This is a genomic window from Shinella lacus, from assembly GCF_010994755.1.
Classification (GTDB): domain Bacteria; phylum Pseudomonadota; class Alphaproteobacteria; order Rhizobiales; family Rhizobiaceae; genus Shinella; species Shinella lacus.
Map to the genome: position 1 here is coordinate 471066 of NZ_WHSB02000001.1, position 11274 is coordinate 482339.

At 63.9% G+C, this 11274-nt stretch carries 11 protein-coding genes; 4 read left to right on the forward strand and 7 right to left on the reverse strand.

The window, feature by feature from the left end; all coding sequences use genetic code 11:
* Window positions 1-10: 10 nt before the first annotated feature.
* The 6 genes from GB927_RS02190 to GB927_RS02215 form a co-directional block, all read right to left on the reverse strand.
* A complete protein-coding gene (locus GB927_RS02190; protein ID WP_256114902.1) occupies window positions 11-2041 on the reverse strand; it encodes a hydantoinase/oxoprolinase family protein in 2031 nt (676 codons plus the stop codon).
* A 26-nt stretch (window positions 2042-2067) separates the two neighbouring features.
* Window positions 2068-2772 (reverse strand): GntR family transcriptional regulator, encoded by a 705-nt coding sequence (locus GB927_RS02195; protein WP_256114903.1) that lies wholly within the window; start codon window positions 2770-2772, stop codon window positions 2068-2070.
* Window positions 2765-3823, reverse strand: a complete 1059-nt coding sequence (locus tag GB927_RS02200; RefSeq protein ID WP_256114904.1) for a branched-chain amino acid ABC transporter permease — start codon at window positions 3821-3823, stop codon at window positions 2765-2767. The genes GB927_RS02195 and GB927_RS02200 overlap by 8 nt, the downstream gene beginning before the upstream one ends.
* Window positions 3823-4737: a branched-chain amino acid ABC transporter permease gene (locus tag GB927_RS02205; RefSeq protein WP_256114905.1), complete on the reverse strand. Its 915-nt coding sequence runs from the start codon at window positions 4735-4737 to the stop codon at window positions 3823-3825. Before GB927_RS02205 ends, GB927_RS02200 begins: the two co-directional genes overlap by 1 nt.
* A gap of 12 nt (window positions 4738-4749) precedes the next feature.
* Window positions 4750-5505 (reverse strand): ABC transporter ATP-binding protein, encoded by a 756-nt coding sequence (locus tag GB927_RS02210; RefSeq protein WP_256114906.1) that lies wholly within the window; start codon window positions 5503-5505, stop codon window positions 4750-4752.
* Between the two features lie 92 nt (window positions 5506-5597).
* Window positions 5598-6794 carry an ABC transporter substrate-binding protein gene (locus GB927_RS02215; protein ID WP_256114907.1) on the reverse strand — a complete coding sequence of 399 codons (1197 nt, stop codon included), beginning with the start codon at window positions 6792-6794 and terminating at the stop codon, window positions 5598-5600.
* Between the two features lie 164 nt (window positions 6795-6958).
* Here GB927_RS02215 and GB927_RS02220 point away from each other — a divergent pair, with 164 nt between their 5' ends.
* The 4 genes from GB927_RS02220 to GB927_RS02235 all read left to right on the forward strand — a co-directional run bounded on the left by GB927_RS02220 (window position 6959) and on the right by GB927_RS02235 (window position 10828).
* On the forward strand, window positions 6959-7687 hold the full coding sequence (locus GB927_RS02220; protein ID WP_256114908.1) for an ABC transporter ATP-binding protein: 729 nt from the start codon (window positions 6959-6961) through the stop codon (window positions 7685-7687).
* A gap of 26 nt (window positions 7688-7713) precedes the next feature.
* A complete protein-coding gene (gene lhgD, locus GB927_RS02225) occupies window positions 7714-8907 on the forward strand; it encodes an L-2-hydroxyglutarate dehydrogenase (RefSeq protein WP_256115408.1) in 1194 nt (397 codons plus the stop codon).
* A gap of 88 nt (window positions 8908-8995) precedes the next feature.
* Complete coding sequence (locus tag GB927_RS02230; RefSeq protein WP_256114910.1) at window positions 8996-9880, forward strand: helix-turn-helix domain-containing protein; 885 nt, start codon at window positions 8996-8998, stop codon at window positions 9878-9880.
* 63 nt (window positions 9881-9943) lie between these two features.
* Complete coding sequence (locus GB927_RS02235; RefSeq protein WP_256114911.1) at window positions 9944-10828, forward strand: NmrA family NAD(P)-binding protein; 885 nt, start codon at window positions 9944-9946, stop codon at window positions 10826-10828.
* A 74-nt stretch (window positions 10829-10902) separates the two neighbouring features.
* Here the strand turns inward: GB927_RS02235 and GB927_RS02240 are convergent, their stop codons facing one another.
* Window positions 10903-11274, reverse strand: coding sequence for a response regulator (locus GB927_RS02240; RefSeq protein ID WP_256114912.1), 372 nt, complete (start codon window positions 11272-11274; stop codon window positions 10903-10905).

Below are 11274 nucleotides of genomic sequence, written 5' to 3' on the forward strand. Positions count from 1 at the left end.
ACGGTACTCCTCAGGCCGAAATGATCAGGTTGCCGAGCCGGTCGACGCGAAGCGTCTGTTGCGGCTGCAGGATGGTGACGGAGGCGTTTTCTTCGACAATGGCCGGACCGGTGACGGTCTGCCCCTGCTTGAAGGTGCCGCGGTCGTAGGTCTTCACCTCGTGCCAGCCGTCCTCGAAGCGCACCTTGCGGCTACCGGAAGAGGCAGGCGTACCCTCGCCCTTTTCGAGCTCCCGCATCTGCGGCTTTTCGGAAACGGCAACGGCCACGACCTTGAGATTGACCGTCTCGATGGTCTCACCGGGAATGGAGAAGCCGAAGCGGTTCTGGTGCTCCTCATGGAAGCGCTCCCAGAGGCTTGCGATGGTTTCTTCCGTGAACTGGTTGGCCGGGAAGCTCAGTTCCAGCTCGTGGTTCTGGCCGAAATAGCGCGCCTCGATAGAACGGTAGATCTCCACCTTCTGCTGGTAACCCTGCGAGACCAGCTCGGCGATGGCGCCATCCACCAGCTCCGTCATCGCCGCCGTGGCGCGGGCACCGTCGAAATATTTCGAGATCTGCTGCACGGTACGGTGCCGGTCGACGCGGGCATCCGTCATGATGAAGCCGAAGGCGGAGAACTGGCCGGGATAGTTCGGTACGATACCCTGCGGAATGCCGGAAATATCCATCAGGTCGCAGATATGCACCGGACCTGCACCGCCCGAGGCGACGAGCGAGAAGTCGCGCGGATCGAGCCCGCGCTGGAGCAGGACGGCACGCAGCGCGCCGAGCATGTTGTTGTTGGCGATCTGCACCATGGCGAAGGCCGCCGCATCGACTTCAAGGCCGAGCTGGTCGGCAATCTTCTTCACCGCACGATGCGCCGCCTCGGCGTCGAGCTTCATCTTGCCGCCGAGAAAGTAGTCGGGGTTGATGCGGCCGAGCACGACGTTCGCATCGGTCACGGTAGCATTCTCGCCGCCGCGGCCATAGCAGGCCGGACCCGGTGCGGCACCGGCCGATTGCGGGCCCATGCGCAGCATACCGCCCTTGTCGATCCAGGCAATCGAGCCGCCGCCGGCGCCGATCGTGTGGATGTCGATCATCGGGATCTGGATCGGCAGGCCCCATTCGATCTCGAAGCTGGTCGTCACATGCTCCATGCCGTCGACGACGGTCGAGCAATCGGTAGAGGTGCCGCCCATGTCGAAGGTGACGAGGTTCTTGATGCCGGTCAGTTCGGAAAGAACGCGGGTTGCGACGACCGCGCCGGTCGGGCCGGACAGCGTCATCTGCACCGGCGCTTCAGCCGCACCCTTCAGCGTCGATTCACCACCGTTCGACTTGATCACGCCAATGCGGTCGCCGATGCCGATGGCGTCAAGGCGCTTCTGCATACGGTGGAAATTGTCGGAGACGATGGGCTTCAGGTAGGCGTCGGCGATGGTGGTGGAGGCGCGGTCGTATTCCTTCCACTTCGGCAGGACCTCGTAGGAAATCGAGATCGGCATGCCGGGCAGCTCTTCCGCAAGGATATTGCGAATGCGCTGCTCGTGGCTCGGGTCGATATAGGAGAACAGCGTGCAGACGGCGATCGCCTCGATCGTGCCGTCGGCCTTGATCGTCGCGGCAAGCTCGCGCACGGCCGCCTCGTCGAGCGCCGTGACCAGCTCGCCCTTGGCGCTGAAACGGCCACCGATCTCATAGGTGTCGGCGCGCTTCATCAGCGGCTTGGTCTTGATCCAGGTGATGTCGTAGTGGCTGCGGCGGTCACCGCGCTGGATGAAGGGAACATCGCGAAAGCCGGTGGTCGTGACATAGGCCACCTTGGCGCCACGACGCGTCAGGAGCGCATTGGTCGCAATCGTCGTGCCGAGACGGATCTTGTCGACGCTGGCAACATCCTCCACCTGACCGAGGCCCTGGAGCACGCCTTCGATCGGTTCGGAGGGCGTCGTCAGGTTCTTCCAGTTCTCGATGGTGCCGGTCGCCGCATCGTAGGAAACGAAGTCGGTGAACGTTCCCCCAATATCGATGCCGATGATTTTTCTGTCAGGCATTGTTCCCTCTTTTCTCATGGATAGGGTCAGGACGAGCGGGGTTTTTCCCGCTCGTAAGCTTCAAGCAGGTGGCGCCAGGAATCGCGGATGTGATCGCGGATGGCGTCCATCGCCTTTTCGGGGTTGCGGGTGCGCAGCGCCTCGACGACCGGCCAGTGGTCGACGGCGGCCGCCATCTGGCTCTCGAACTGGCGCTCGGCCATGGTGATGAGCATCTGCACTTCCGCCTGGATGTTGGTGAAGGCGTGCAGCGTCTGGCGGTTCTTCGAGAGCCGGCAGATTTCGAGGTGGAAGGCGAGGTCGTTTTCGACCAGCGCGATCTCGTCATTGGCATTGGCGGCCGCGACCATCGCATCGACGAAACCGGCAATGCGCTCGATGTCGGCGTCGGTCATCTGCGGCAGCGCCTGCTCGACGGCGAAGCGCTCGACCACGACGCGGAACGAGAAGATCTCGTCGATATCGCTGTGCAGGAAGGTGCGAACGAAGGTGCCCTTGCGGGGAACCGCGACGAGCAGGCCGCGCTCCTCGAGCCGGCGGATCGCCTCGCGGATGGGGTTGCGGCTGATGCCGAGCTGGCGCGCCAGTTCCGCCTCGTTGATGCGCTGGCCGGGCTGGAGCCGGCCGAAGATCAGTTCGCGCACGAGAAAGGTCGAAACCTGGTCAGACAGCATCCGGTGGTCGATGATGCCAATCGGCTCGTCGGTATTGAAGAGTAGATTGTTAGCCATTGATGAGCCCTTTCTCGCGATGTTCCTGCTCCGGCAGGGTCATTTCTCGCCCTGCCATGATTCCGTCTTTGCGGAAGACCAGTATCAACAGCATAAAGGCCGCGATGATAAGCTCCTGCGTGCCCGCCGGCAGCGACCACTGCTCGCCGCCGATCGAAATCCCGCCTTCAAGCCGGCGGAAGATATCGACCATCGCCGTGATGACGACGACGCCGACCACAGCACCCGCAAGACTGCCCATGCCGCCGACGATGAGCATGGCGAGCGCCAGGAAGGTGAAGCTCAGGAAGAAACTGTTGATCGACACCGTGCCGAGGTAGTGCGCCTGAAGCACCCCGCCGAGGCCGACCATGAAGCCCGAGAGCGTGAAGGCGATCAGCCGCGACCAGTAGAGCGAGATGCCCGACGCCGCCGCCGCGACCTCGTCTTCGCGTGTTGCGCGGATCGCCAGCCCAAAGGCTGAGACCTGGTAGAGATAGGCGACGACGATGGCGACAACGGCGCAGCCGAGCGCCAGCCAGGCCGTCACATAGGTCGGCAGGCCGACGATCGAGGCGGAACCCATCGTGACGCTGTCCCAGTTGGAATAGACGACGTTCAAGATGAACAGCACGGCGAGCGTGGAGATCGAGGCCGCAAGGCCGGTGAGCCGCATGATGACGAGGCCGGTGAGGAAGGCGGCACCGCCAGCGAGCAGCACCGAGACCACGGCCGACGGCAGGAGCGGAATGCTCTGGTCGCGCAGGAACGGCGGCAGGCCGGACATGGTGATCGGCTTCAGCATCTCGCAGCAGGTCTGCCAGGCGGAAGCGTAGGCGGCGATCGCCATGAAGGTGGCATGGCCGAAGGAGATGATGCCGGAATTGCCGACGAAGACGTAGAGCCCGACAACGATGACGATGCTGATCAGCATTTCGATGACGGTGCGCTGGATGGAGAGGCCGCCGAACTGGCCTGTCACCACCACGATAATCGCAAGCGGTATGACGAGGGCGAGCACCGGAAACCAGAAGCGGCCGATCGTTGCGAAGGACATGGTATCGCTCTTCATTATACGCGCTCCTTCGCGGCGCTGGTGACGATCAGGCCCTGCGGGCGCACGAGGAGGATCAGGATGACCATCATGAACACGCCGGCATCGCGGAAGGGTCGCAGGTCCGCCGGCAGGTAGGTTTGCAGAAGCACGCTGGCGACGCCGACGAGGAACCCGCCAAGTGCCGCGCCCGGCAGCGAGCCCATGCCGCCGATGACGGTGGCGAAGAAGGCGTAGACGACGGGCATCAGGCCCATGCGCAGGTCGAGCGTGCCGGTCTGGATGGTCAGCAGCAGCGAGACCGCACCGCCGAGCAGGCCCGAGATGGCGAAGGCGAGCGCGATGACCCGGTTTGCCGGCATGCCGAGCAGGCGGGCCATCTGGAAGTTTTCGGCCGCCGCCCGCATCTGGATGCCGAGCGGCGTCTTCTTGAGGAAGAGCACCAGGGCGACCAGCAAGCCGGCGGTGACGACCATGGTGAGGAGCTGCACGCCCGGAACCCGCACGCCGCCGATCTCCACTGCATTTGCCAGCCCCTGCCCGATGCCGACCGATTTCGGCCGGCCGGTATGGATGAGCATGACGAGGTTTTGCAGGAAATAGCTGACGGCGAAGGAGGAGATCAGCAGCGTCGACGGATTGGAGTTGCGCAGCGGCCGGAAGGCGACGCGCTCGGTCAGCAGCGCCAGCACGACGACCACGAACAGCACGCCGCCGATCATCAGGGCCGCGGGCAGCGCGCCCAGAAGCAGCGGCGGCGTGACGCTCGCGGTCGGCACGACCAGCGCATAGGCGCCGATGGTGATGTAATCGGCCTGCGCGAAATTGACGAGCCGCATGACGCCGAAGACGAGGCCGATCGCCAGCGCGACGAGGGCGTAGAGGCTGCCCAGCGCGATGGCATCGACGAGAACTTGAACGATGTTGGCCATGGCGTCCGGTTCCTAGATCGCAAGGGTGCTGTCGGTCGCCTTCTCGCCGAGATAGGCGCGGCGGACGGCGGGGTTTTTCTGGATGTCCTGCGGCGAGCCCTCGGCAAGACTCTGGCCGCCGTCGAGCACATGGATGCGCTGGCAGACGCCCATGATCACTTTCATATTGTGTTCGATCAGCAGCACGCCGCAGCCGAAGCGGGCCGGCAGCTCGGAAATCACCTCCATCAGTGCCTCGCATTCGGCGTCGTTCATGCCGGAGGCCGGCTCGTCGAGCAGCGCGAAGGACGGCTGCAAGGCGAGCGCCCGGGCGATGCTGACACGCCGCTCGTCGCCATAGGACAGGCTGTCGCAGCGGTGATCGGCCTTTCTCTCCAGCCCCATCCAGCGCAGGATATCGAGCGCCCGCTCGCGGGCCTCCCGGCGCGAAAGCCCGCTGCCGATGGCGGCGACGGAAAGGTTCTGCTCCACCGTCATCGCCCGGAAGAGACGGGCGGCCTGAAAGCTGCGGCCGACGCCGGCCTGGGCGATTTTGCGCGCCGTGAGCCGCGAGACATCGATGCCGTCGAGGCTGATGCTGCCGCTGGTCGGGCGCTGGAAGCCGCTCAGCACATTGACCATGGTCGTCTTGCCGGCGCCGTTCGGGCCGATCAGGCCGAGCACTTCGCCGCGCCAGATCTCCAGGTCGACCCCGCTCAAGGCCCGGATGCCGCCGAAGGCGACGGCGACGCCGCGGGCTTCCAGCCTTTGTTTTTGTGGACGTGACATATCGGACGAGACCTAACCGTAAGCTCGACTAAGGGGATTTCGGAAGCGTTGAGCCCCGTCGGCCGCACCGCCATGCGGCCGACGGGCGGCGGTCACTGACCGACGCGGAACAGGAGCTTCACATCCGGCTTGAACGAGTTCCGGTAGACTTCCACGGCGCGGAAGGAGTCGTTCTCGACCTTCATGATCAGCCAGGGCCGGTCGACCTGGATATGAAGCTGATCGGTGAAGGAGGTCGGGCCGGCGGTGAACGGCTGGTCCTTGAAGGTGTTCATGACGCCGACCACAGCTTCGGAGTCCGTCGTTTTGGCTTGTTCGACCGCATAGGCCCACTGTTCGACGAGGCTGTAGCCGAGCACCGAATAGGAGGAGACCGGCGGCTCGCCGTAGCGTGCCTTGTGGCTTTCGAGGAACGTGTTCATCTCCGGCCGCGGGTCATCGCCATAGAGCGACATGAAGGCGGGCAGATAAAAATCCTTGAGGCCGGGCACGGCGTTCAGCCAGTAGTTGTCGACCATCGCGGTGTTGGCGAGGATCGGCAGGTCGATGCCGGCGGCGCGAAGCTGGCGCACGGCGGACGCCCCGCCCGGCGTGAAGGAGCAGACGAAGACCGCGTCCGGCTGCGTCGCCAGGCCCTTGAGGCGGGTGATCTGCGAGGCGATCGACGGGTCGTCGTTCTTGAACGTGTCGTTGCCGAGGATCGTCTCCTCGCCGCCGCCCGCCGCCCAGGCCGCGCGAAAACCGGCGCAGGCCGACTTGTTGTATTCGATCGTCAGGTCTTCCAGCACGTAGACCGACTTGAGGTTCATCTTCTTCTGGCCGTATTCGGCAATGGCGATGCCTTCCGACTGCGCCGCACTGTTGGCGGTGAAGGCGAGCGGGCCGACGCCCTGCACGCCCATCTTCGGATCGGCCGCGCACAGGCTGAAGGCGATCTTCCCGGCCTGCTTGGCGGCAAGCGCCGCCGGCGCGCCGAAATCGTAGTCGCAGGAGACGACCAGCATGTCGACGCCGCCATCGACGAGCTGCGCGCCGACGCTCGCGGCGCGGGCCTGCTCGGTCTTGGTGTCCATGACGGAATATTCGATCTGGCGACCCAAGAGGCCGCCGGCCTTGTTGATCTCCTCGATCTTCATGACGGCCGCCTTGAAGGGCGCGCTGTCGTAGTTCGAAAGCCAGCCGGATTCCGCGATGGCGAAGCCGATCTTGATCGGCTCTTCGGCCTGAACGCTGGTCACCGGCAACAGGAGGGCGATTGCGGCCGAGGCGGCCACAGCAACAGATTTCATCGTCGTTCCCCTTTGGCGATGAACGATGCACCGCCATAATTTTTGCACATAGTCCTCTGTGGACAGAAGACAGAATGCGGGTTAGATTTTTTTTGTCAACGGCAAAAAACGGTGAGCCTTTCCGATTTCGATCGACGGCCTCAACCGCGCTAAAGGGGAACGACATGCTCGAAATACGCAGCCTCACTGCCGGCTACGGCCGGCTTGCTGCCTTGAAATCGGTCGATCTGGAGGTCCGCAAGGGCGAGATCGTCTTCGTCGTCGGCCCCAACGGCGCCGGCAAATCCACGCTTCTGAAGACGATTTCCGGGCTCATGGCGCCGACCGGCGGCACGATGACCTTCAATGGCGAGCCGATCGCCGGCCAGGTACCCGAAAAGCTGTGCCGGAAGGGCCTGGCGCTGGTGCCGGAAGGCCGCAGCATCTTTCGCACGCTGACGGTGCAGGAAAACCTGCTGCTCGGCGGCATGATCCGCAAGGACAAGGCTGAAGCCGCCGCGGATCTGGAGCGCGTGCTTGCCATCTTCCCGATCCTGAAGGCCCGCTACCGCGGTGTTGCCGGCCACCTTTCCGGCGGCGAACAGCAGCAGCTCGCCATCGCCCGCGCCATCCTGCAACGCCCCTCGCTGATGATGATCGACGAACCCTCGCTCGGCCTTGCGCCGCTCGTCATCGACCAGGTCTATGCGAGCCTGCGCCAGCTCAATGCCGACGGGTTGACGCTGCTCGTCGTCGAACAGTCCACCGCCCGCATTCTCGACCTTGCGTCCCGCATCTATGTGCTGCGCAACGGCCATGTGGCGCTGGAGGGTTCGGCAAACGAGCTTGCCGACGGCCATGCATTGGAAGAGGCTTATTTCGGCTATGGCGAACGCCAGGCTGCGGGCGCATAATCGGCCAGGCAGGGGCGGGACAGATGATTTTCGACTATTGCGTTATCGGCGGCGGCATCGTCGGGCTGGCGACGGCCATGCGGCTTCTGGAAGGCCAGCCCGGCAGCAGCCTGATCCTCATCGAGAAGGAGGATGCGCTCGGCAAGCACCAGACTGGCCACAACAGCGGCGTCATCCATGCCGGCATCTATTATCCGCCCGGCAGCCTGAAGGCCGAACTCTGCCGCAAGGGCGCCGAGGCCACCAAGGCCTTCTGCCTGGAGAACGGCATCCGCTTCGAGGTCTGCGGCAAGCTGCTCGTCGCCACCTCCGATCTCGAAGTGGAGCGCATGGAAGCGCTCTACGAACGCTCGAAACAGAACACGATCGAAGTCCAGCGCATCAGCGAGGGCGAATTGAAGGAGCGGGAGCCGAACATCCGCGGCCGTGGGGCGCTCTTTGTGCCCTCGACCGGCATCGTCAGCTATGCCGAAGTCTGCCAGGCCATGGGACGGCGCATCAGGGCGCTCGGCGGCGAAATCCGCCTTTCGACGCGCATCACCGGCATTCGCGAATCCATCGATTCCGTCGATATCGCATCGGCCGGCGAAAGCTGGCAGGCGAAAAAGCTGGTGGTCTGCGGCGGCCTCCAGTCCGACCGGCTGGCCGTGCTCGCCGGGCTTTCGATCGAGCACCGCATCGTTCCCTTCCGCGGCGAATATTATCGCCTTCCGGCAGCCAAGAACGACATCGTCCGCCACCTGATCTACCCGATCCCCGATCCTGCCCTGCCCTTCCTCGGCGTGCACCTGACGCGCATGATCGACGGCAGCGTGACCGTCGGGCCAAATGCCGTGATCGGTTTTGCCCGCGAAGGCTACCCACGCCTTTCCGTCAATTTTGCCGACATGGCCGACTACGCGCTGTTTCCCGGTTTCTGGAAAACCGTATTCGCCAACCGAAAATCCGCGGTCACCGAACTCAAAAACTCGCTCTGGAAGCCGGGCTACCTCGAAGAATGCCGAAAATACTGCCCAAGCCTCGACCTCACCGACCTACTCCCGCACGAAGCCGGCATTCGTGCCCAGGCCGTGCGCAAGGACGGCGCCCTGATCCACGATTTCCTCTTCGCGCAGACCGACCGCATGCTGCACGTCTGCAACGCCCCCTCCCCCGCCGCCACCTCGGCGATCCCGATCGCCGAAATGATCGTCGAGCGCATGGCAAACAAGGGTCGGTAAAACCATACGTGCGGCGGCGGGCCGCGGCGGTTGTTAAACGGATGATTGCCCGCTAATCTTGCCGCCAACCTTTCGAAAGCATAGCCCGATGGCGCCTCATGCAGCGCAGATCCTGTTGACAAGCGCCGGCAGGAATTGGACCGGACTCGACGCCGATTTCCTGCATATCCCCCGCGGCCTGTCGCATGTGCCGGGCGGAAAACTGCATACACTGGGCATGCACTTCGGTCCGCCCGTAAAGGCCGATTGTTCGATCGGCGGCCGGCGCATGCGCCGGGTGCAGAAACCGGGCGATATCGACATCGTTCCAGCGGGCATGGATGGCTCATGGGAGGACGATGCCGACTGCCGGATCCTGCGACTGAGCCTCCACCCTTCGCTGCTTGATCAGGTTGCCGGGGAACTCGGTCGCGACGCCGGCAAGATCGAGCTTATGCCCAGATTTCAGGTTCGCGATGCGCGCCTCGAAGGCATCGGTTTGGCCATCAAGGCGGATCTGGAGGCGGACACGCCGTCCGATCCTCTCTTCATCGATCTTCTCGCCAACGCGCTCGCCGTGCGGTTGATCGAGACAGCCAGCGGCGATTTTCGGGCGCGGGATGATCGCAGCGAGCCCAAACTCTCGGCGCGTCAGCTTCGTATATTGACGGACTTCATCGAGGCCAATCTCGATCAACGACTCCGGCTTGCCGATCTGGCAATGGTCGCAGGCGTCAGCGTCACGCGCCTGAAGACCCTGTTTCGCAACAGCACCGGCGCCCCGGTGCATCAATATGTCATCCGCCGCCGCGTTGAATATGCGCGCGCCCTGATGGTCACGACGACGATGCCCGCAAGTGAGATCGCGGTCGCCGCCGGGTTCGCGCATCAAAGCCATATGACCTTGACAATGCGCCGGCTGCTCGGCCAGACCCCTGGCGAGATCGCCCGGCAGACGAATGAATTCCGCCCGAATCTGCAAAAATCCGCCTGAATCTGTGCGACGAATTCTGTACCGCTCCCTACTCCTTGCCCATCTTCAGCAAGGAAATGCACCATGTTTGCAATCGTCGGAGCCGCCGGTAAGGTCGGTTATTCCACATCATTGGCACTGCGCAAGGCCGGCATGCCCGTTCGGGCGATCCTGCGTGACGAGGCAAAGGCGGGCCGGCTCCGCGAAATAGGCTGCGACATCGCGCTCGCCGATCTGCAGGACCCCACCGCCCTCGGCTGGGCGATCGCGAATGCGGATGCCGTGCAGGTCATTCTTCCGCCTCCAACGCAGGCCGAGGATGCCCCCGGCGACATGCGCCGGTCGATCGAAAGCATGGCCATGGCGCTGGAGCGGCCGAAACGTGTCCTGGCGATTTCCGACTATGGCGCCCATATCGGCCGTGATATCGGGATGCCCACCCTCTTTCGCATTTTCGAGGAGCGCTTTCGCAGACTGGACATGCCGAAGATTTTCCTGCGATCGGCAGAACATATGGAAGGCTGGGGCGCGTTCGTTCCAATGGCGATCACGACCGGCATCTTGCCCAGCCTGCACCACCCGGTCGAAATGGATTTTCCGACGGTTTCGGCGGCAGATGTCGGCTTGATGGCCGCGGACCTCCTGCTTGGCCCAAGCGGCGGAACCGATGTGCAAATCGTCCATGCGGAAGGGCCACGCCGCTACAGCGCTGCCGATGTGGCCGCGGTTCTGAGTCAATTGCGCGGCCGCACGATCACCGCACAGGCGCTGCCTCGTGCGCAGTGGCAGGAAAGCCTGGAGCGGGTTGTGAGCGCAAGCACTACCAAGCTGCTGATCGACCTTTACGACGCACATAACACAGGCGGTCTCATCGACGTCGAGCCCGGCATGGGCGAGGTTCGGCATGGCACCACCACATTGATCGACGCGCTTCGGCCACTGGTCCCGGCTGCAGTGGATCTCGAATGAAATCCAGCCGCGCGCGATCGACAGACTGAAAAAAGCTCCGGTTGTGATCCGCGAGCTGATTTCCGCCTGGCCCTTCAACCGGTGTCGGGAAGCAGCTTCTCGATCTTGCCGATCAGCCGCGGCAGGTCGATCGGCTTGGTGTCGAAGTCGTCGCAGCCGGCTTCGCGGGCGCGGGCCTCGTCGACATTCATGGCGTGGGCGGTGAGTGCGATGATGGGCAGGCCGGTGCCGGCGGGGCCGCTGCGGATGCGGCGCGTCGCCTCGCAGCCGTCGATGCCGGGCAGGCCGATGTCCATCAGGACGAGGTCGGGGGCGTCGGCCTCTGCCCGCGCGACGGCCTCTTCGCCATCATGGGCGAAGATGACCTCGTAGCCCCGGCGTTCCAGCCGGCGCGAGAGCATGTCGCGGTTCATTTCATTGTCTTCGACAAGCAGGATCTTCACCAT

Coding starts and splice junctions, on each gene's coding strand:
- GB927_RS02230 (WP_256114910.1), top strand. CDS start 8,996: ATGGCGCCTCATGCAGCGCAGATCCTGTTGACAAGCGCCGGCAGGAAT.
- GB927_RS02220 (WP_256114908.1), top strand. CDS start 6,959: ATGCTCGAAATACGCAGCCTCACTGCCGGCTACGGCCGGCTTGCTGCC.
- GB927_RS02215 (WP_256114907.1), bottom strand. CDS start 6,794: ATGAAATCTGTTGCTGTGGCCGCCTCGGCCGCAATCGCCCTCCTGTTG.
- GB927_RS02235 (WP_256114911.1), top strand. CDS start 9,944: ATGTTTGCAATCGTCGGAGCCGCCGGTAAGGTCGGTTATTCCACATCA.
- GB927_RS02195 (WP_256114903.1), bottom strand. CDS start 2,772: ATGGCTAACAATCTACTCTTCAATACCGACGAGCCGATTGGCATCATC.
- GB927_RS02200 (WP_256114904.1), bottom strand. CDS start 3,823: ATGAAGAGCGATACCATGTCCTTCGCAACGATCGGCCGCTTCTGGTTT.
- GB927_RS02205 (WP_256114905.1), bottom strand. CDS start 4,737: ATGGCCAACATCGTTCAAGTTCTCGTCGATGCCATCGCGCTGGGCAGC.
- GB927_RS02210 (WP_256114906.1), bottom strand. CDS start 5,505: ATGTCACGTCCACAAAAACAAAGGCTGGAAGCCCGCGGCGTCGCCGTC.
- GB927_RS02240 (WP_256114912.1), bottom strand. CDS start 11,274: ATGGTGAAGATCCTGCTTGTCGAAGACAATGAAATGAACCGCGACATG.
- GB927_RS02190 (WP_256114902.1), bottom strand. CDS start 2,041: ATGCCTGACAGAAAAATCATCGGCATCGATATTGGGGGAACGTTCACC.